The 18,956-nt window shown below is 43.5% G+C and carries 21 protein-coding genes; 1 reads left to right on the forward strand and 20 read right to left on the reverse strand.

What is annotated here, in order from left to right:
- Nucleotides 1-151: 151 nt before the first annotated feature.
- The 10 genes from purR to metG all read right to left on the reverse strand — a co-directional run bounded on the left by purR (nt 152) and on the right by metG (nt 10,218).
- The gene (purR, locus tag K8O68_RS05115) at nt 152-976 is read right to left on the reverse strand and encodes a pur operon repressor (protein WP_230895865.1); all 825 of its coding nucleotides are present in this window, start codon (nt 974-976) and stop codon (nt 152-154) included.
- Between the two features lie 79 nt (nt 977-1,055).
- Nucleotides 1,056-1,919, reverse strand: a complete 864-nt coding sequence (ispE, locus tag K8O68_RS05120) for a 4-(cytidine 5'-diphospho)-2-C-methyl-D-erythritol kinase (protein ID WP_230895866.1) — start codon at nt 1,917-1,919, stop codon at nt 1,056-1,058.
- 180 nt (nt 1,920-2,099) lie between these two features.
- Nucleotides 2,100-2,270, reverse strand: a complete 171-nt coding sequence (locus K8O68_RS05125; protein ID WP_230895867.1) for a small, acid-soluble spore protein, alpha/beta type — start codon at nt 2,268-2,270, stop codon at nt 2,100-2,102.
- Between the two features lie 242 nt (nt 2,271-2,512).
- On the reverse strand, nt 2,513-2,767 hold the full coding sequence (locus tag K8O68_RS05130; RefSeq protein WP_093055805.1) for a Veg family protein: 255 nt from the start codon (nt 2,765-2,767) through the stop codon (nt 2,513-2,515).
- Nucleotides 2,768-2,925: 158 nt separating this feature from the next.
- Nucleotides 2,926-3,804, reverse strand: a complete 879-nt coding sequence (gene yabG, locus K8O68_RS05135) for a sporulation peptidase YabG (protein ID WP_230895868.1) — start codon at nt 3,802-3,804, stop codon at nt 2,926-2,928.
- A gap of 101 nt (nt 3,805-3,905) precedes the next feature.
- On the reverse strand, nt 3,906-4,790 hold the full coding sequence (rsmA, locus tag K8O68_RS05140) for a 16S rRNA (adenine(1518)-N(6)/adenine(1519)-N(6))-dimethyltransferase RsmA (RefSeq protein WP_230895869.1): 885 nt from the start codon (nt 4,788-4,790) through the stop codon (nt 3,906-3,908).
- Complete coding sequence (gene rnmV / locus K8O68_RS05145; protein ID WP_230895870.1) at nt 4,791-5,372, reverse strand: ribonuclease M5; 582 nt, start codon at nt 5,370-5,372, stop codon at nt 4,791-4,793.
- 415 nt (nt 5,373-5,787) lie between these two features.
- The gene (locus K8O68_RS05150) at nt 5,788-7,098 is read right to left on the reverse strand and encodes a G5 and 3D domain-containing protein (protein ID WP_230895871.1); all 1,311 of its coding nucleotides are present in this window, start codon (nt 7,096-7,098) and stop codon (nt 5,788-5,790) included.
- A 284-nt stretch (nt 7,099-7,382) separates the two neighbouring features.
- Nucleotides 7,383-8,150, reverse strand: a complete 768-nt coding sequence (locus K8O68_RS05155; protein WP_230895872.1) for a TatD family hydrolase — start codon at nt 8,148-8,150, stop codon at nt 7,383-7,385.
- 70 nt (nt 8,151-8,220) lie between these two features.
- Nucleotides 8,221-10,218 (reverse strand): methionine--tRNA ligase, encoded by a 1,998-nt coding sequence (gene metG, locus K8O68_RS05160; RefSeq protein WP_230895873.1) that lies wholly within the window; start codon nt 10,216-10,218, stop codon nt 8,221-8,223.
- Nucleotides 10,219-11,073: 855 nt separating this feature from the next.
- On the opposite strand from metG, the gene K8O68_RS05165 reads away from it, so the two are divergent.
- Nucleotides 11,074-11,361 carry a transition state genes transcriptional regulator AbrB gene (locus K8O68_RS05165; protein WP_093055793.1) on the forward strand — a complete coding sequence of 96 codons (288 nt, stop codon included), beginning with the start codon at nt 11,074-11,076 and terminating at the stop codon, nt 11,359-11,361.
- A 53-nt stretch (nt 11,362-11,414) separates the two neighbouring features.
- Here the strand turns inward: K8O68_RS05165 and rsmI are convergent, their stop codons facing one another.
- From rsmI to K8O68_RS05215, 10 genes are all read right to left on the reverse strand, one after another.
- Nucleotides 11,415-12,308, reverse strand: a complete 894-nt coding sequence (rsmI, locus tag K8O68_RS05170; RefSeq protein ID WP_230895874.1) for a 16S rRNA (cytidine(1402)-2'-O)-methyltransferase — start codon at nt 12,306-12,308, stop codon at nt 11,415-11,417.
- A complete protein-coding gene (locus tag K8O68_RS05175) occupies nt 12,280-12,576 on the reverse strand; it encodes a GIY-YIG nuclease family protein (protein ID WP_230895875.1) in 297 nt (98 codons plus the stop codon). Before K8O68_RS05175 ends, rsmI begins: the two co-directional genes overlap by 29 nt.
- Entirely contained in the window at nt 12,569-13,306 is a 738-nt protein-coding gene (locus K8O68_RS05180) for a tRNA1(Val) (adenine(37)-N6)-methyltransferase (protein WP_230895876.1), read from the reverse strand. Before K8O68_RS05180 ends, K8O68_RS05175 begins: the two co-directional genes overlap by 8 nt.
- A gap of 105 nt (nt 13,307-13,411) precedes the next feature.
- The gene (gene yabA, locus K8O68_RS05185; protein WP_230895877.1) at nt 13,412-13,780 is read right to left on the reverse strand and encodes a DNA replication initiation control protein YabA; all 369 of its coding nucleotides are present in this window, start codon (nt 13,778-13,780) and stop codon (nt 13,412-13,414) included.
- A 15-nt stretch (nt 13,781-13,795) separates the two neighbouring features.
- Nucleotides 13,796-14,623 (reverse strand): PSP1 domain-containing protein, encoded by an 828-nt coding sequence (locus tag K8O68_RS05190; RefSeq protein WP_230895878.1) that lies wholly within the window; start codon nt 14,621-14,623, stop codon nt 13,796-13,798.
- 1 nt (nt 14,624) lies between these two features.
- Complete coding sequence (holB, locus tag K8O68_RS05195; RefSeq protein WP_230895879.1) at nt 14,625-15,614, reverse strand: DNA polymerase III subunit delta'; 990 nt, start codon at nt 15,612-15,614, stop codon at nt 14,625-14,627.
- Nucleotides 15,615-15,650: 36 nt separating this feature from the next.
- Complete coding sequence (locus K8O68_RS05200; protein WP_093055779.1) at nt 15,651-15,980, reverse strand: cyclic-di-AMP receptor; 330 nt, start codon at nt 15,978-15,980, stop codon at nt 15,651-15,653.
- Nucleotides 15,981-16,050: 70 nt separating this feature from the next.
- Nucleotides 16,051-16,683, reverse strand: coding sequence for a dTMP kinase (gene tmk / locus K8O68_RS05205; RefSeq protein WP_230895880.1), 633 nt, complete (start codon nt 16,681-16,683; stop codon nt 16,051-16,053).
- Between the two features lie 13 nt (nt 16,684-16,696).
- The gene (locus K8O68_RS05210) at nt 16,697-18,151 is read right to left on the reverse strand and encodes an aminotransferase class I/II-fold pyridoxal phosphate-dependent enzyme (protein ID WP_230895881.1); all 1,455 of its coding nucleotides are present in this window, start codon (nt 18,149-18,151) and stop codon (nt 16,697-16,699) included.
- A gap of 87 nt (nt 18,152-18,238) precedes the next feature.
- Entirely contained in the window at nt 18,239-18,466 is a 228-nt protein-coding gene (locus K8O68_RS05215) for a sigma factor G inhibitor Gin (RefSeq protein ID WP_230895882.1), read from the reverse strand.
- Between the last annotated feature and the right edge of the window lie 490 nt (nt 18,467-18,956).

Genomic DNA, 18,956 nt, shown 5'->3' on the forward strand with positions numbered 1-18,956 from the left:
ACAAGGTCGTTATATGCCTCGTCCGCCTTTTTTTAAAATTAACCTAAAATACCACTTACATATATTAACATTAATGTATTTATTAAACTAACGTGCAATCGTTATGGGTCAGACCCCCCATTAATTTCCATAACAAAACACCTGACGAAAATCAGGTGTTTTGTTGAAAAATGTTTCCCCGTTCCACTTGGATCTTTTTATTTTTTACGTCAACATGCGAAAGCTTAGTCAGCGAAGTGTAATCGCTCACCAGCTTTTCTTCTTCGTGGACAGCTTCGGTGAGGACTCCCACCCCTGCCACTGTGGACTGAAACTCCTGCACTAAGTCCATCATCCCGCGTATGGTGCCTCCAGCCTTCATAAAATCATCAATTATGAGGACATTTGAATGGGGTTTTAAGCTGCGCCGGGCGAGAGACATTGTCTGAATTGTTTTTTTAGAGCCGGAAACATAGTTGATGCTGACAATAGACCCTTCAGTGATCCGCTGTTCATGCCGTACAATACTGACGGGAACATTCAGATGAGCTGCTACGGAATAGGCAAGGGGGATTCCTTTAGTTGCCATCGTCATAACGGCATCCACCTTGTCCCGCCGGTAATAGGAAGCAAATATTCTTCCAAGTTCCTGTGTCAGTGCAGGGTCGCCGATAATATCCATCATATATAAATAGCCGCCGGGTAAAAGCCTGTCAGGGTCTTCCAGCCTGTCGCACAGCTCGTCAATCAGGTGTTCTGCTGCTTTCATATCCACCGTAGGGATGAACGTGACTCCGCCTGATGCCCCTGCTGAAGTTTCCACACTGCCCAGGCGCCTTGATGTCAAAATCTCATTAACTATACCTAGATCTTCACTGATTGACGATTTTGCCGACTGATACCTTTCAGAGAAAAAAGTCAATGGTATGAGCTGATGAGGATGGGCTAATAAGTATTGAGTCATATCGACCAAGCGGCCGCTTCTTCTGTATTTCATAAGCCACCTCCTTAAAATCCGAATATTATACAGACAATATACCACTATCATACGGATTTAACAAGGAGGCATTCATCCCTTATTCGTGCCTGTGTCCTAAAAGACGAACAACAAAGACCCCGTCCATAAAGCCTTTCAATCCATTATACAGCCGGTATGCTTTTGATTCGGTCTTTGCGAGAGAAAACACAGTCGGTCCGCTTCCGCTCATAACAGTCCCTTCTGCTCCGAATTGAATGAGACGCTGTTTAATCTTTTTGACCTCAGGAGCAAGTTCAAACGTTGCAGGCTCCATCACGTTTTCAAGGTTATTGCATATTTCTTTGAAATTCTGTGTTTCAATTGCCTGAATCATCGCTTCAGTATCAGGATGATTCATTTGATCCAGATTCAGCCGCTGATAAATATCTTTAGTAGAGACACCTGCAGGCGGCTTAGCCAGGACTACCCAACAGGGCGGAGGAGATGATATAAACGTTAAATCCTCTCCTCTGCCTCTCGCTACTGCCGTTCCTCCAAAAACGCAATATGGAACATCTGAGCCTATTTCAAGGCCTATGTCTGCCAGTTCTTCAAGTGACAGACCTAATGACCACATGTCATTTAGTCCGCGAAGTACCGCAGCAGCATCTGTGCTGCCTCCTGCCAAACCCGCTGATACCGGAATGTGTTTATCTATATAAATCGAAACTCCGCCTTTTACGGGATAACGGTCTTTTAGTAATCGTGCGGCCTGGTAAGCCAGGTTATTCTTATTTGCTGGCACATGGCCTTTATTTACTTCAACACGGATCTCATCATCTGCCAAAAGGGTCAGATGAATGCGGTCTGCCAGATCTACGGTCGTCATCACCATTTCCACATCATGGTAACCATCTTCTCTTTTTCTCAATACATCCAGTGTTAAATTTATTTTTGCCGGTGCTTTAACCACCTTATGCATGTCATCACCTGCTTCTTCAGTTCCAATCTCCCGTTATTTTACCATTTGTGCACAATCCGTACTACCTTTTCATTGCAAAAGAGAATGCAGCACAGTTTTTAATCCTCATTTTTAACAGACTGGCAAAATAAAAAGACCAGAGTTGATCCTCTGGCCTTTTGCCGCAATTGGAATTGTTGTTTAACTTTTCGAACGTTCCTGAGCCATTTCTATGGCCCGCTTAACCATGTTTCCGGCGTCTCTTGACTTAATACCGCCCCAGCCTTCCCGCTGAACCGTATCGTAAAAGCCCAGTTCTTTTGCCAGTTCCTCTTTAAATTCCTCTGACATAACGCCTCTGCGTCTGCCCATTTCGCAACATCTCCTTTTGTGTTTGCGGCCTTAATAGGTTGCCCATCATCATAAAAATGACAGTAGCAATAATTGGCGCTTTTTACAGAGATCCTGCACATTGGGATTTTTTCTAATCACCTGCACAAAAAAAAGCCTTGCCAGGCTTCTTTTGTAAAAAATGTCACGATGACCCAAAAAAAAATCTAAACTGACACCTTCTTTTCAATTAAATTACTTTTTGAGTAACCGCCTGTATAAACTCAGGCTTCGTCTGCCAGTTCCTCAGGCATCGTCAGCTTGACTGTTTCAGTTAAAACATCTGTGTAACTGTAAGACAGTCTCTCCACAGAATTTTCGCCTTGGTCCAGCTTAACAGTGAAAACTGCCGGATAGATTCCTTCAAGGAGTCCTGAGCGCTCGATCATTTTCTTTCGTCCGCCATTTGCTTGAATCGTTACTTTCTTTCCTACGTTAGCTTCGAGTAAATGTTTAATTTCCATTAATGTTTTCGCCATCCACCACACCTCACTTAGAGAAAAGCATACCACAGAGATGGACAACTGTCAAGCAAAACTAAAATTATAACAATGCTTACCATCAGTGTCAACACATTTCTCATTATTTTTCACATTTCTTAGGATGACCTGATTTCAGCAAAATATGTGAACGTCAATTATTCTTCTTCTTCGTTTTTAGGAGAGAAAAATGGTGCCCCCCGTCTAAGTAATCCAAAGGTCTCCAGACCTCCCAACCCCTTTTCACCTGAAAGGGTCGTTTTCAAGATGTCCCACATTCCGACTCTTTCTGTAAAAGGCGTTAAACTGACTTTAGATACAACGTAGACCGGGTCAAGCGCATGAATATTAACTCTTTCAGGAGAACTTGCAAAATTGGCGCCTGCCTTTAGAATTGTCTGGAAATGTGACTGGCACGCTCCTGCAAAAATCATTAAGTGATCCATATAAGGCACGACTTTCCGTGCTTCACGCACAGCTTCAGCAAAGTATTTAGAATTTCTGTAAGCTTTAATATCCGTTTTATCCCCTCTTGATTTCATATAGGCATCATGACCGGTAATGACTAATAAATCCGGCCGGACCATTTCCACTAAAGAAGCCACCTGTTCAGGCATCTTTTTCTCAGGCAAATGTACCCCGTAAACAGGCACGCCAAGCTGATCGTAGACTGACGTGCACTTTTTCAAATACAGCTGATCACCGTCAAGATGAAGCACCCGCCCCGGCACTTCAAAATAGGCGTTTTTTTTTGTGTACCCGGAGGTCATTTCATACTCATTCTGTTCACGTGTCAGCTTCCGGTCCTGCCTAAAAAGCTGGTAACAGCTTTCTTCTTTGATTTGCTGCTTTTTCTTTCTTTCCTTCCGTTCTTCTTCTTTGATTAGTACAAGATCACCTAACGGGGCATCTGCCCATAGTCTTTCGTCTTCACCGTGAAGCTCAGCCACATCGCCTTGAATGCTATGAACACGGAAGAGGACATCACAGTTGTATGATGCTCTGCCTACAATTTGACCCACTTTGAATTCTGCCATTAAAAAACGCCTCCTTCATAAGCTAACATATGCAAGGAAGCGTGCAGGTGCCACCGGTGGACATCAGGCGATTTATAGAAAGTTCTTTTTTTCAGTGTCTGTTAAATATTAGTGTTTAACCTTTTATTGAAATGATTCGCAAGGCTTGCAAATTCTTTAATAGAGAGAGATTCTGCCCGCCTTTTCGGCTCAATATCCAGACTTTCAAGGGCAGCCTGGACAGTATGTTTGTCTAACTCGTCTTTTAAAAATTTCGAAAGGTTATTCAGCAATGTTTTTCTTCTCTGAACAAAAGCAGCCTGAACAAGCTTAAAAAAGAAAGTTTCATCACTGACGTCGACTGGAGGTTTGGTCCTGCGTGTAAGCCTGAGAATAGCAGAATCAACGTTAGGCTGAGGTACAAAAACGGTTTTAGGCACTGTAAAGACAGTTTCCGCCTCAGCATAATACTGCGCAGCTATAGATAAAGAGCCGTAGCTCTTAGATCCCGGTTCAGCCGCGATCCTTTCTGCCACCTCTTTTTGAAGCATAACTACTATAACCCTGACAGGCAGCTTTTCCTCCAGCAGTTTCATCAATATCGGAGTGGTAACATAATAAGGAAGATTAGCAACAACTGCCACATCTTGCCCCTCACTGAAAAATTGCCCGATTTCTTTATGCAAATCTGCTTTTAGCACATCTTCATTTACAACTTTAACTTGGGGGTAAGGCGCTAACGTTTCCTTTAGGATCGGGATGAGCCGCTGGTCTATTTCAAACGCAAGCACCCGTTCAGCCGTTTTAGCTGACTGTTCTGTCAATGCCCCAATCCCGGGGCCTATTTCGATAACCCCTGATTCCCCGGTTAAATCAGCGGCCTTTACAATATTGTTTAAGATATTCGGATCAATAAGAAAGTTTTGGCCAAGGCTCTTTTTAAAAGAAAACCCGTATTTTTCAAGAATTTCCTTTGTCCGTTTTGGTGTAGCAATATCTTTATGCATTTAATCCTGCAGCTCCTTTTCCACCTTTGAAAGTGCTTTGTTAAAATCGTCATATGATATCCGGAACTGCTTTAAGCGTTTATAAAGCTGCTTTCCGTTCGTATAGCCAATGTGCAGCTCTTTTCCAAGCAGCTCCCGCTTCGTTTTTGAAAGCGGCCCGGCTATGAGCCCGGCTCTCTGCAAGTCAGACGGCGAAATTTCTTTATGGTCGGAAGGAACCTCCTTTTCGGAAAAAGAGGGTTTAGCCGCCATCAGAGCAGCGGTAAGTTCTATTCTCCCTGCATGTTCAATTCCAATTTTCCCCTTACGGCTGTCTGATGCCGATTCTTTATTCACAAACGCGTGTTTACATCCCGGCACGTCCCGGTCAATGGTTTTACGGATTTTTTCGCCCGGATAATCAGGGTCGGTAAAAACGATAACTCCTCTTTTTTTAAGAGCAAGCCTGATTTTTTCAATAGTCGATTCGGAAAGCGCCGATCCATTTGTCTCAATTGTATCGCAATCGAACCAGCTTTTAAGAGTATTGGTGTCATTTTTCCCTTCCACGACAATCATTTCATAAATCTTTTTACGTTCCATGCAGTCATCCTCTCTTTCCGTCTCCTCCATTTGTTTAAACGTTCTTGGAAATAAATGCTGTCATCCCCGTTTCTGAGCCGGCTGTCAGGCATTTATATTTATAATAACCTTTCTCAGTTTTAAAAAAAGCTCTTTTAATTTTATTTGAAAATATACGAGACGCCTGCGGGAAAAGCAAGAGCTAATTCATTTGCGACGAGCACACGGAGTGGCGCAGAAGCAGAAGATCCACCGGGGTTTTTTCCCCGGTTAGCTGAAGCCTTGCCCGTGGCAGATCTTTCCGTGTGACGAGCACACGGAGCGGCGCAGGAAACAAGCGAGTGTATTTTTAAAGAAATCATCACTTACTTTTAACGGAGCTTAAAGTATAAAAAACACAGAGAGAATCCTCCCTCTGTGCCTCTATCATATCATATCAGTCCAATACCCGGACTTGTACATTTCGCCGTCCGAAAGACTTAACTTTATTGGAGTCCGGGATAAATATATCGATTTTTTTCCCTTTAATCGCTCCCCCGGTATCTCCTGCAATGTACGTGCCGTAACCTTTCACTTCCACACGGGACCCCAGGGGAATAACAGCAGGGTCTACAGCAATAACATTGGCATCTGGATTGGCTTTTAAATCAATCCCTGTAGCAGTAACCCCTGAGCATCCTGTACAGGAGGCCGTGTAAGCAGTAGCAGTGTATGTTTCCCAGTTTCCTCCTGAAGAAGAACTGGAATTACCAGATGACCCGGACCGGTCGGATGATCCGGAAGAGTTTGAGGAATTTGAAGAACCTGATGAACTGGCTCCGGAGGACGACTCGGATGAGGATGAGCCGGCAGATGAAGATCCCCTAGACACAGTCTCAGTCTGTTTTTTTGTACCTACCGCAACGATGCGGTCTTCACTTTCCTTAATAACTTCTTCATTAATGAGTTTTCTTGAGACTTCCTCGCCGTCTTCAAGAACCACCTCATAGCGCTTTTCTATTTTGCCTTTCTTTCCTTGCTGCTTTACTTCCTCATTTCCTTGCTGCAAGGATGAGTCATTTCTTGTAACGGTAGCATAATCAACTGTTTCTTCTACAACATCGGTCACCTTTTCTACCCTGATGACCTTAATTTCTGCGGCCTCCCGGAGCTCTTCTTCTTTATCCGGCTCCACCCGGTCCATTTCACCTAAGGCGATATCTTCTTTTTCTAGAAAGTCAGCGACAGTTGTCGAAGTTGACCAGACAGTTTCCTTTTCTCCATCACTGATAACAGTCACCTGAAAAGCAGGTTTAAAAATTACCTGCATCCCTTCGTTCACTTGTTTATCCAGTTCCGGCTGAATATAATCGTGTTCATCCACCGTTATGTATAAGTCATCCATCAGCTCGCCTACTGTAGCCGCAGTTGTCCATACAGACCGCTCTTCCCCTTCAAGGTTCACGTCAACTCTCTGTGCCGGTTTATAAACGATCGTCATTGCTTCTGAAATGACTGTCTCTTCTGATGGTTCAATATAATCATGGTTTGTTGTATCAATGTCCTGTTCTTCCAGCACTTCGCCGACAGTTGATGCATGAGTGTAAACAGCCAGCAACTCTTCATCGGCTTTTACGGTGACTTCGGCCTTTGTCAATTCGTAAACGGCTAAAACCAAAATACCTGTCAATGCCAGAAGCCCAACGCTGGATACGGCCAGCTTTCGCCATGAAAAACGGGCGTGAAGCTGCTTCATCCAATGGCTCATATACGAACCCCTCCTTATCGAAAACGAATTATACTCCGCCCCTTCTAACTTGTCAATATAAGTATTGTGAACATTTTCCTAGTCCTGACAGTTTCTTTAGTCCCTCCTGTGACCACAGAAAATGAAACGTTAAAAAAAACTATATTTTATAAGGAGAGGGGCTTCAAGCCTTTTTTTTCGACAGAGGCTCTTTCTGGAATAAAGTACCTTCCAAATTAATAATAATAAAAGCGAATGAGGACAAGTTCTGCCATCATTCGCCACATGAGTAACCCCGGATTTTGTCAGGAAATACCGAAAAGTTTTTTTGCATTTTCAGTTGTTTGATTTGCTACTTCTTCAAACTCAACCTCTTTCAGTTCCGCAATTTTTTCGGCCACCAGTTTCACATACGAGGGTTCGTTTCTTTTCCCTCTGTAAGGATGAGGAGCCAGGAAAGGGGCGTCTGTTTCAACGAGAAGCCGGTTTAAAGGGACTTCTTTAGCTACTTCTTTCGGCAGCTTTGCATTTTTAAATGTTACCGGCCCGCCAAAAGAGATATAAAAATTCATTTCCAGGCATTGTTTAGCCATCTTTACATCTCCCTGAAAGCAGTGCATAATACCTCCTGCTTCTTCAGCATTCTCTTCTTTCAATATATCCACAATATCTTCGTGAGCTTCCCGGTCGTGGATAATGAGCGGCATCTTTAATTTTTTCGCAAGCCTGATCTGTTTCCTGAAAGCTTCCTGCTGCACATCTTTTGGAGACTTGTCCCAATAGTAATCAAGCCCTGTCTCCCCTATAGCCACAACTTTTGGATGGTCTGACAATTCTTCGATCCAGGCTAAATAGTCATCAGTTAAATCCACCGCATCAACAGGGTGCCACCCCACTGCCGCGTATAAAAAGTCGTAGGCTTCTATTAATTTCAGAGCTTTATTTATTGTTTTCTCATCAAATCCGACCACGACCATATGTTCCACGCCCTTTTCACGGGCACGTTTAATCACTTCTTCTGCATCGTCTTCAAACTGGTCAGCGTTTAAATGAACATGGGTATCAAACAGCACGTTTTTTGTACCTCCTTTGCAAATAAGCGCCTTTCCTTTATCGTACCGGAAAGGCGCATGATATTTTTAATTATTTCACTTGCGATCCATTCGGCAAATTCTCAGCTACCGTGGCAAGAGTAAGATCGTTATCGTGAGACCCGGCAAGAATCATTCCTTGCGATAATTCACCGCGCAGTTTGACAGGCTTTAAATTGGTGACACAAATAACTTTTTGGCCAACGAGGTCATCCGGTTCGTAGTATTTAGCAATGCCTGAGACCACCTGGCGCTTTTCATAACCTAAATCAAGCTGGATCTTTAAAAGTTTATCCGCTTTTTTCACTTTTTCCGCACGGATCACTTCTGCTACCCTGAGATCTACTTTAGAGAAATCATCAATAGTGATTTCCTCGACCTCAGGTGCTTCTGCCTCTTGTTTTTCCTTGCTGTCCTCTTCAGTAACAGGCGTGCCGCCCATCATTTTGATAATACTTGATACTTCCTCTTTCACATCAAGACGAGGAAAGAGAGGCTCACCTTTGGAAATCACTTTTGTTCCTCCAGGAATCTGCCCGAAAGTCCTGAGTGAACGCCATGATGTTAAGCCGTCAGTAATACCCAGCTGCCCCCATATTTTAACTGGTGTTTCTGTTAAGAATGGCTGAAGCATAATTGAGATCTGCCGGAGCGATTCTGCAAGGTGGTGCATGACAGAACCAAGCTGGTCTTTTGCCTCTTCATCTTTAGCTAAAATCCAGGGCTGAGTTTCATCGATGTATTTATTTGTTCGGCTGATTAACTGGCCAATTGCCGTAAGCGCAACGGAAAACTCCATATCCTCCATAGCCTGCTCGACTTTAATAACTGTCGCTTCCACCAGATCAACGAGCGATTCATCAAATGAAGTGGCGTCTTTGATATAGTTTGGAATTTCCCCGTCAAAATATTTATTAATCATAGCAACAGTACGGTTTAGTAAGTTGCCTAAATCATTGGCCAGGTCGTAGTTTACACGGTCAACAAACCCTTCCGGTGTAAATACGCCGTCGGAGCCGAAAGGCACTTCCCTAAGGAGATAGTAACGTAAAGCATCCAGCCCGTAACGGTCAATTAATGGTACGGGATCTACCACATTCCCTTTGGATTTGGACATTTTGCCGTCTTTCATAAGCAGCCATCCGTGGCCAAAAACTTTTTTAGGAAGAGGCAGATCTAAAGCCATTAGCATAATAGGCCAGTAAATCGTATGGAAACGGACAATTTCTTTCCCGACCAGATGGACGTCCGCAGGCCAGTATGTCTCGTAATTTGCATCGTTATCCGTCCCGTAGCCGAGAGAGGTTATATAGTTGGATAGTGCGTCAATCCATACGTAAACGACGTGTTTAGGATCTTTGTTTACCTTAACCCCCCAGTCGAATGACGTCCGTGACACGGCAAGATCCTCAAGTCCAGGTTTAATAAAATTGTTAATCATCTCATTTTTCCGGGATTCCGGCTGGATAAATTCAGGATTCTCCTCATAATATTTGAGAAGACGGTCAGAATACTTGCTCATTCTGAAGAAGTAAGACTTTTCCCTTACCCATTCAACAGGATGTCCGCTGTCGGGACTTTTCCCGCCAATTATGTTTCCATCATTATCGTATTCTTTATCGTCAAGCTGAAGGCCGGTATAGAATGTTTCATCAGAGATTGAATACCAGCCTTCATATTCGCCAAGATAAATATCTCCCTGTTCAAGAAGCTGGTCAAAAATTTTAGCCACAACTTTTTTATGACGGTCTTCTGTCGTCCGGATGAAGTCATCATATGAAATATCAAGTTTCTCCCATAATTGCTGGATATCCTTAACGATACCGTCCACAAAATGCTGAGGGCTGACCCCTTTTTCCTTTGCTTTCTGTTCAATTTTCTGCCCGTGCTCATCGGTCCCCGTTAAATACCTGACGTTGTACCCCCTCAGGCGCTTATACCTGGCCATTGCGTCACCGGCCACAGTTGTATAAGCATGGCCGATGTGGAGCTTGTCGCTTGGATAATAAATCGGTGTCGTAATATAAAACGTGTTAGTGTCTTTTGCCATTTTTTTATCCTCCTTATTGAAAATGATGTACGGGCGGTTCCTTCATAAAAGAAAACAAAAAACTCCCGTCCTCACTTGGGACGAGAGTTAACCTCACGTGGTACCACCCAGATTTGTCCACAGGATCATTCCCGTAAACCTCTAAGTACTGCACGGATTTTAAAACCGTTGCAGCATCCTGTCTAACGTGCAGCGCCGTGCTTCCCTTACCTTTGCCTTGCCATACCGTATTAAGGCTCGAAAAGCAGTTCCTCTCAGGACCATATTCAAAAGTTCAGCTTATACCGGCTTTCACCTGCCCCGGCTCTCTGTTCATAAACCTCTCTTTTTACTCATCCCGTCATTGGAATCACGATTATTTATTTAAAACCAGTTATTCCTCTTCTTTCAGAATATACATAAGGAAGCAAGGACTGTCAAGGCTTCAGCCTGGCTAACCACCGCTCTTAATTTTCAAAAAATTCCCTTAATTACTGTTACATTATTGGCTGAAAAGGGTATTAGTATTCATAATAGTATATTTTTATTTGAGGAAATCTTTAAGGGAAGGGGGAGAGCCTGGCAGAATACCTCTCATTTTTTTGTCGCCTGTTGTCGAAAAATGTTTTAAGCTGTTGGTTTTTTATTAATTTTCCTCAGTCTTTCTGTCGATGGTTACATTTACCAATAACGCTTTATATCCCGCCATAGACGTTTAGAAAACTCCCATTTTCTAAAAGCTTTGAATTTAAACATTTTTTAATTGACTTCTTTTGGAAGACTTGGTATTCTGAGTTTACAAGAATTTTGTCGAAAAATGACACAGCGACATACGAGTTTGTCGGACAAAATTTAAGAGATGAGAGGAGAAATATCATGAAATCTACTGGTATCGTAAGAAAAGTTGATGAACTTGGCCGCGTGGTAATTCCGATTGAACTGCGCAGAACTTTAGACATCGCAGAGAAAGACGCGCTTGAAATTTATGTTGACGATGACCGCATCGTCCTTAAAAAGTATAAGCCTAACATGACCTGTCAAGTAACAGGGGAAGTTTCCGATGACAACTTATCTCTTGCTGAAGGTAAAATTATCTTAAGCCCGATGGGCGCTAAAGAAATTGTACGAGAGCTTGAAAGCTACATTCAAAAACAAGAAAAATAATATTAAAGACTTCCTCCAGCAGTTCGCTTGAGGAAGTCTTTTTTTGACCAGTTTTAGTTGTTTTCTACATGGTATGCCTGATAAACATCACGTTTAGGCATGTCTCTGTCCAAAGCAGTCAGTTTGATAGCCTGTTTTGAAGTTTCGCCTTTCTCTATATAAGAAGTCACATGTTCTTTTAAAGTAAGCGTCTCCCACCAAGGGGCTCCGGCTGCCGCTATCCTTTCTCTTTCTGATGCTCCTTCAACGACCACGACGCATTCCCCTTTAATTCCCTCTTTCTCAATATATTCTTTAAGGGCTTCCAGATCTCCCCTTAAAATCGTTTCAAACTGCTTAGTTAATTCACGGCATAGCACAGCCTGGCGGTTACCAAAACTGTCTAAAAGTGCAGATACCATCTCTTTAACCCTGTGGGGAGCTTCGTAAAATATCAGGGTAGAAGGGGAGGCCTGCCACTGTTCAAGCTCCTTTTTCCTTGTCTTTTTATTTCGGTCAAGAAATCCGGCAAACGTAAAACTGTCCGTCGGAAGACCAGCAGCAACAAGTGCGGTAACTGCTGCATTGGCTCCCGGAAGTGCAATAACAGGCAGCCCTTCCTCAGTTATCCGTTTTACAATATCTGCTCCCGGATCTGAAATAGCCGGCATTCCTGCGTCACTGACCAGTGCCACCATTTCCCCGCTTTTCACCCGGTTTACAAGTTCCTCTTCACGTTCCCGTTTATTGTGCTCATGATAGCTTATAAGAGACGTTGTAATTTCAAAGGCGTGACAAAGTTTTTTAGTATGCCTCGTATCTTCAGCAGCTATGATATCTGCCTTTTTTAATGTGTCTACCGCGCGGAATGTCATGTCCTGCAAATTACCGATCGGTGTAGGCACAAGATAAAGCGCTCCTGTCTCCTCTTCCTGATCTTTAGGGTAGCTCCGTTGTTCCCTTATCATCACACTTCTCCCTCCTCCATTTACAAATGATTGCTTCTTTTTCCTTCCGCGTCATCCGTTTAATTTCCCGTTCCCTTTTCAAAGCGTCCCCTTTATAGTCAAGTTTTTGCTCATATACAAGGGTGAAGGGGCCCCGTCCTCTCGTGTATTTCGCTCCTTTCCCATTTTCATGGGCACAGAGCCGCCGCTGGACATCTGTGGTATAGCCTGTGTAATAGGTGGCATCTTTACAACGGAGAATATATACATAATGATTCTTCTCACTCATAATGCTCTTTAAACTCCCTTGTATATGTATCGTCCTCTCCGTATACAATCCACGGAGGCATTGTCTTAATTCCTGGCTTTCCTTCCCTGACAGCTTCAACCAGAACGATATTCGCTTCCCTGTCGCTTTTAGGATGTACATATTGGATTCGTTTTGGCTCCAGCCGGTACTTTACCATGGTTCCAAAAATATCCGGGAGCCTTTCAGGACGATGGACGATAGCTACACGGCCTTTCTGTTTAACAAGCCTGGAAGAAACCCTGATCACATCATCCAGTGTACACGCAATTTCATGGCGGGCGAGCGACAGATGATTATTAACGTTCTTTCCTTTTTCGGCTGTTACCGGAAAATAAGGGGGGTTGCATGTGACTGTATCGTAGCTTTCCCATCTGACAAGCCCGTCCAGTTCCAGTATGTCAGCTTCCATTACCCTGACCTGGTCAGCCAGGTTATTTTCATGCACAGACTTTTCGGCCAGTGAGGCTAAAACCGGCTGAATTTCTACCGCTTCAATAAATGTCCGGGTTCTCTGGGACATAATGAGCGGCACAGCACCGGTGCCTGTACAAAGATCCATTATTTTTCCTTCACCGGACTTAGGAAGCTGTGCAAACTTTCCGAGAAGGACAGCATCCATTGAGTAGGAAAAGATATCAGGCCGCTGATAAATCGCTCTTTCCCATCCCGGGAGGTAGTCAAGCCTTTCTATTCTTTCTCTCTTCGTCATCTGGGTCTGCTCCTTTCAAAAGAGTAATTGTGATTTTTTATTCCTTCTGCCCCGTTAATAATTATAAAAAAGCCTTTCCGTCTGGCGGAAAGGCTTAGCCGGTCCCTATTTTTTGTGGAGAAACGACAGGCAAAAGAGGCAGTCGCCTTCTTTTCGGATGCTTCCATAATGTAAATTGCAAATATGGAAGCCTTCTTCATAAAGCCGGGCGAGATTATCGTAGCCTTCCCCGAATCCGGGCTGAATTCTGTCTTTCGTTTTAGAACCGCCTGCAGCTTCCTTCACGTTTTCCTCTTCTGTTTCTTCTGCTTCTCTCATGAGCCGTTCGCGTAAATGCTCGTTTTCCATTTGCAAGTGGGTATTTTCCTCCAAAAGCAGAGCCAGCTGATCCTTGAGTTCCCCCAGCTCGTGGTGAAGCCCGCCGATCCGCTCTTCCATTTGACTTACGCGAGTAAATATTTCGTTTTTATTCACGATTCCCACACCTCATTATTTCGTGGATTCCGTGGCGATCGCTCCTTCTTCCAGAAGCTCATCCAATGTGTATTCAACCACTTGCCCTGATTCAAATATCTCTATTTGAACCAGCCTCTCCAACATGTTTAAGCCGACAACTTTTCCTTTTCCAAGGCTTGTTTCCATTTTTTCATTTATATCCGGTAATTCTTTTTTGGCTGTTTCATACATATCATTTTCATATTTCAGACAGCACATCAGCCGGCCGCAGAGACCTGAAATCTTTGTTGGATTTAAAGATAAGTTCTGGTCTTTTGCCATCTTAATTGAGACAGGTTCAAAGTCTCCCAGAAAAGTGGAACAGCATAGCATTCTTCCGCAAGGGCCTATGCCTCCAAGCATTTTAGCTTCATCACGGACACCGATCTGCCTTAATTCAATCCTTGTTCTGAAAACAGAGGCAAGATCTTTAACAAGCTCACGAAAATCAATCCGTCCGTCTGCCGTGAAATAAAACAGCACTTTATTCCTGTCAAACGTATATTCAGCGTCCACCAGTTTCATTTCCAGATTATGTTCCGAAATTTTGGCGAGACATACCTCAAATGCTTTCTGTGATTCTTTTTTGTTTTCTTCGACAATAAGCTTGTCTTTGTCGGTCGCTAGACGAAGGACATTTTTAAGCGGTAAAACGACATCCTGTTCGTCAACTTCCTTCACACCGATAACTACTTTGCCGAATTCAACCCCGCGGGCTGTCTCCACTATGACATAATCATCAAGCTTTATATCAAATTCACCTGGGGAAAAATAATAAATTTTCCCGGCTTTTTTAAATCGGACACCTACCACCTGATGCACGTTATCCCTCCTGTAACCGAAGAAGCAATTGCTCCATTAATAGCTGGGGAGCGGTATTTGCATCCAATCGACGCTTCGCATCCATTACTGCCTGGAGGTTGTTTCCCAGCTTTTCTTGCGACAGTTTCAGGGCATGGTCCTGAAGCTTGTCCTCTTGATCTATATAAACGATCTGATCCGTCTGGTCTACTTGCATGCGGATCACATCCCGGTACCACAGCATTAGTAAATCTATACCCAGCTGTACCTCTGTTTTTTCCTTAAAAAAAGGAAGCCACTCTTCCTGCAGGGTAATGAATGCATACCTTGGACGCATTGAAAGGTCATCAATTAATTGTATCACTTTGTTTCTGGCTTGTGCAATCCAATCCTCCTGGCAAAGCTGGAGTGCTTCTTCCAGATCATTGGTCATTTTGGAAACGGTCCGCGCATATTTCTCGTGAATGCCCTGTTCTGTCAACTTTTTAATCAGCAGGTCTGCCGGCAGAGGCGCGAACTGCAGTACTTGAGACCGGGATATAATTGTTTTTAATATTTTATGAATCTGTACAGTTAAAAGGACGGCCAGTGCCTCTCCTTCAGGCTCTTCCAAAAACTTAAGCAGACTGTTGGCAGCAGGATCAGTCATTTTCTCCGCATCTTGAACAATATAAAACTTCTTATGGGATTCGACTCCCCTTAAGCTGAATTCTTTTTTTAAATTCCTGATTTGTTCAACTTTAATAGAAGCCCCATCGGTCTGTATGATATGAACATCCGGATGATTTCCTGAATCAATCCTTTTGCATTCGCGGCAGGTTTGACATGGTTCTGCGCCCTGTCTATGAGCGCAGAAAAATGTTTTTGCCAGAAGCAGAGCTGCTTCTTTTTTTCCAGTCCCCCGGCCACCCGTAAATAAATAAGCATGAGCCAGACGGTTCTTTTCAACACTGTTGGTAAGCATCTTGACTATGGCTGGCTGAGTTTGTTCCAGCTGTTCCCAATTTTTCATAACTATAACTCCTCGGTGTGCACTATGATGCCCTGTCTAAAACTTCTCAAACTGTTCAACCGGCAGAATAAAGACTGTAGCTCCGCCTACCTGCACTTCCACAGGATACGGCACATAGGAATCAGCATTGCCTCCCATTGGCGAAATCGGCGCTACGAGCTGCTCTCTTGACTGGCAGTTATCTTTTATAATCTCAAGCACCTGCTCCACTTCTTTATCTTTGACCCCGATCATGAATGTCGTGTTGCCCGCTTTTAAAAAACCGCCTGTACTGGCCAGTTTTGTTGCCTGAAAATCCCTTTCTACAAGAGCATCGGACAAACGGTTGCTGTCTTTATCCTGAACTACTGCCATGATGAGTTTCACTGTTATCGGGCCTCCTCGTATGGAACCTTTTATATATAATATTATACCAAGAAAAATTCGTTCTTACGTTCTATTTGTTCTTCAGAAACTCGCTGATTTCCTGCCAGGCCCGCTCAGTTACCTCCTCTAAACTGTCAGAAGCATCAATCGTGTGTATTCTTTCAGGAGCCTTTTTCTGCAACTCAAGATAAGCCTCCCTCACCTGATAATGAAAAACTAACGATTCACGGTCAAGCCGGTTGTATTCTCTGCCTTTATGTTCAGTAATTCTCGCAAGCCCTTTTTCCGGCTCAATATCAAAGTAAAGAGTGAGATCAGGCAGCATTCCTTCCGTGGCAAACAGGTTTAAATTAAGGACTTCCTCTACACCAATTCCTCTCGCTGCTCCCTGATACACAAGGCTGCTGTCAACAAACCGGTCACAGAGTACGATTCCACCTTTATTTAAATAAGGAAGTACAGTTTCAGCAAGGTGCTGTCTCCGCGCAGCTGCATAAAGAAGTGCTTCGGTTCTTCTATCCATCTCTGTGTGGGCAGGGTCAAGAATAATCTGCCGTATTTTTTCTGCTATAATGCTCCCTCCAGGTTCACGGGTAGCTATAACCTGGCGTCCCTCTTCCTCAAGTTTCTGTTTAATTTTCTGAAGAACCGTTGTTTTTCCGGCCCCTTCTCCACCTTCAAACGTAATAAATATACCGCTCACTCGTCATTCTCCTCTATTGCAAAAATATTTTAATACCTTCTTTAATCCATTTTTTTCCTGTCTGAAATGAAGTACCGGCATCCACCAGTTCAGCCAGCCTCGCCACATGAGTCCTTTCGATGCGTTCCCCTTTTAACACTAAAGGAATTCCCGGTGGATATGGAGTAATAGTCTCTGCAGAAATAAGTCCTTCACTGGCTGTCCAAGGAACAAGTGACGTTTCTCTGTTTCTCATCTCATCTATTGTGTAAGCCAGTCCGGAAATATTTTTTTTATGAAAAAAAGCAGCCTTCCGGCGTTTATCGTATCGCTCGATATCGTCATTATTTAAATGAAGCACCTCTTGGAAAAAACCGGACCACTTTTCTCCAGACGGCAGTTCACTTGTTAACGGCAAGGTAAGCAGAAGGTGATATGGCGATACAAGTTCAGGGAAAACGTTGCTTTCTTCCATCCGGCGCTTCCATTTAAAAGGCACCCCCGCAAACCGGGTCACAAAAGCCAGCTTCAATGGATCCTGCACATAATTTCCCAATTTCTGGGGAGTCCGACCCCAAAAATAACCTTGCCCTACTTCCTCCTTAAACTGAGCAACCCGCACAGTTATATGCCTCCAGTCTGAATCTGTAAATGAAGCCAGGTAGGCCCTTGCTGTATCCAATGATGCCATCAGCGGATACGACGGACTGCTTGACTGCAGCATTCGCAGGCAATACCCAAGCATTTCCTCATTAACCCGGCTGCTGTTTACATGTATAAAAGATGACATTGTCATAGCAGGCAACGATTTATGTGCGGAGTGTACTACCATGTCAGCTCCTGCTCTAATTGCACTCTGCGGCCAGGATGCCCCCTTTTCATAAATAAGATGGGCGCCGTGCGCTTCATCCACACAAACCATTAAACCGGCATTGTGTGCAGCTTGGACATGTTCTGAAAGGGGTTGACCGTAACCTTCATACGTAGGGGAGGTCAGAAAAACCGCTTTTGCTTCAGGGAAAGCGGCTATCCCTTCTTTTAAAGTACGAAGAGAAACTCCCAGCACTGTTCCTGTCTCCTCATCTCCTTCAGGCTCGAGGAAGACCGGCTTTACTCCTGCCAGCTCAATTCCGTGAAAAATGGATTGATGACTGTTCCTCTGCACCAGGACAGTCTCTCCCCGTTCTGCAGCTGTCATCATCATTGCCAGATTTCCTGCCGTAGAACCGCCCACCAGAAAATGAGTCTTACGCACCCCGTACAATTCTGCGGCAAGCTGCTCTGCTTCTGCAATCACTCCATCTGCCTCATGCAGATCGTCCAGCCCCTCAATTTCAGTCTGGTCTATATGTAAAATGTCTTGAAACATTGTTTTCGCTTTTTCATAAAAAACCCGGCCATTTTTATGCCCTGGTACATGAAATGACTGCGGAGACTGTTCTGCATGTTTTTTTAACTGGTTAAATAGCGGGGTATCTTTCTGATTCATTATAGGCCTACTTTCCAAATCATAATCCTCCACCCATTATAACGAAACATGCGTTAATTTTCTTCCTAAATTAAAAAGAGAGACGGTTCATTTTTGAACCGGCCTCTCTTCTCCACCTTGCAAGTCAGGTTTTAGCATTTTTAAACGGTCAACATAAATGGCGTACCGGTGATCTCCTGTATCAGTGCGGACCATCTGTGCTTCGCATTCTTCACAAATAAATGTTCCAAGTACATATATTCCTTCTTTCTTTGCCTTGGAACAAATCAAGCAATCTTTTAATAAAGGCAACTCTTTATTCATAGCATAATTCACGCTTCTGCACCTCCCTTAACATTATGGCCCGATCTTCTATTCTTTAATCCTCGAACTCCATGAAAACATGTGCTTTACTATATGCAGCACATGTCGTCCGTGTTGTCAGTTATTTACGCTTTATCAAACTTACTCTGTTACTGTTTTCTATATAGTTATAAATATGTGAAAATGCCTCCTCTGTGCCTGAACCATCTTAATTTTTAAAAATAAAGATGAGATTCTGCCGGTCTGGTGGAGCTAAGAGCAAAAATTGGTGAGCTGAGGAGTGAATTTTTAGCGGGCAAACAGGGATTTTGGGGTTCTATCGGCGATTTTTGTTGTCAATCAGCGAATTTTGAGTTCAATCAGCGAAAATAGATGCTCAATCAGCGAAATTTGAGTTCTATCGGCGAAAATCATGATCTATCAGCGAAGCACTTGTCCAAAAAAAGTAATCAGTTTTTAGCCGGAAAGGTTGGAGGTAATTAATCTTTCTTTCCTCAACGCA

The sequence above is a fragment of the Salipaludibacillus sp. CUR1 genome, from assembly GCF_021028955.1.
Classification (GTDB): Bacteria; Bacillota; Bacilli; order Bacillales; family Salisediminibacteriaceae; genus Salipaludibacillus.

Coding starts and splice junctions, on each gene's coding strand:
- purR (WP_230895865.1), bottom strand. CDS start 976: ATGAAATACAGAAGAAGCGGCCGCTTGGTCGATATGACTCAATACTTA.
- ispE (WP_230895866.1), bottom strand. CDS start 1,919: ATGCATAAGGTGGTTAAAGCACCGGCAAAAATAAATTTAACACTGGAT.
- K8O68_RS05125 (WP_230895867.1), bottom strand. CDS start 2,270: ATGGGCAGACGCAGAGGCGTTATGTCAGAGGAATTTAAAGAGGAACTG.
- K8O68_RS05130 (WP_093055805.1), bottom strand. CDS start 2,767: ATGGCGAAAACATTAATGGAAATTAAACATTTACTCGAAGCTAACGTA.
- yabG (WP_230895868.1), bottom strand. CDS start 3,804: ATGGCAGAATTCAAAGTGGGTCAAATTGTAGGCAGAGCATCATACAAC.
- rsmA (WP_230895869.1), bottom strand. CDS start 4,790: ATGCATAAAGATATTGCTACACCAAAACGGACAAAGGAAATTCTTGAA.
- rnmV (WP_230895870.1), bottom strand. CDS start 5,372: ATGGAACGTAAAAAGATTTATGAAATGATTGTCGTGGAAGGGAAAAAT.
- K8O68_RS05150 (WP_230895871.1), bottom strand. CDS start 7,098: ATGAGCCATTGGATGAAGCAGCTTCACGCCCGTTTTTCATGGCGAAAG.
- metG (WP_230895873.1), bottom strand. CDS start 10,218: ATGGCAAAAGACACTAACACGTTTTATATTACGACACCGATTTATTAT.
- K8O68_RS05165 (WP_093055793.1), top strand. CDS start 11,074: ATGAAATCTACTGGTATCGTAAGAAAAGTTGATGAACTTGGCCGCGTG.
- rsmI (WP_230895874.1), bottom strand. CDS start 12,308: ATGATAAGGGAACAACGGAGCTACCCTAAAGATCAGGAAGAGGAGACA.
- K8O68_RS05175 (WP_230895875.1), bottom strand. CDS start 12,576: ATGAGTGAGAAGAATCATTATGTATATATTCTCCGTTGTAAAGATGCC.
- K8O68_RS05180 (WP_230895876.1), bottom strand. CDS start 13,306: ATGACGAAGAGAGAAAGAATAGAAAGGCTTGACTACCTCCCGGGATGG.
- holB (WP_230895879.1), bottom strand. CDS start 15,614: ATGAAAAATTGGGAACAGCTGGAACAAACTCAGCCAGCCATAGTCAAG.
- K8O68_RS05210 (WP_230895881.1), bottom strand. CDS start 18,151: ATGAATCAGAAAGATACCCCGCTATTTAACCAGTTAAAAAAACATGCA.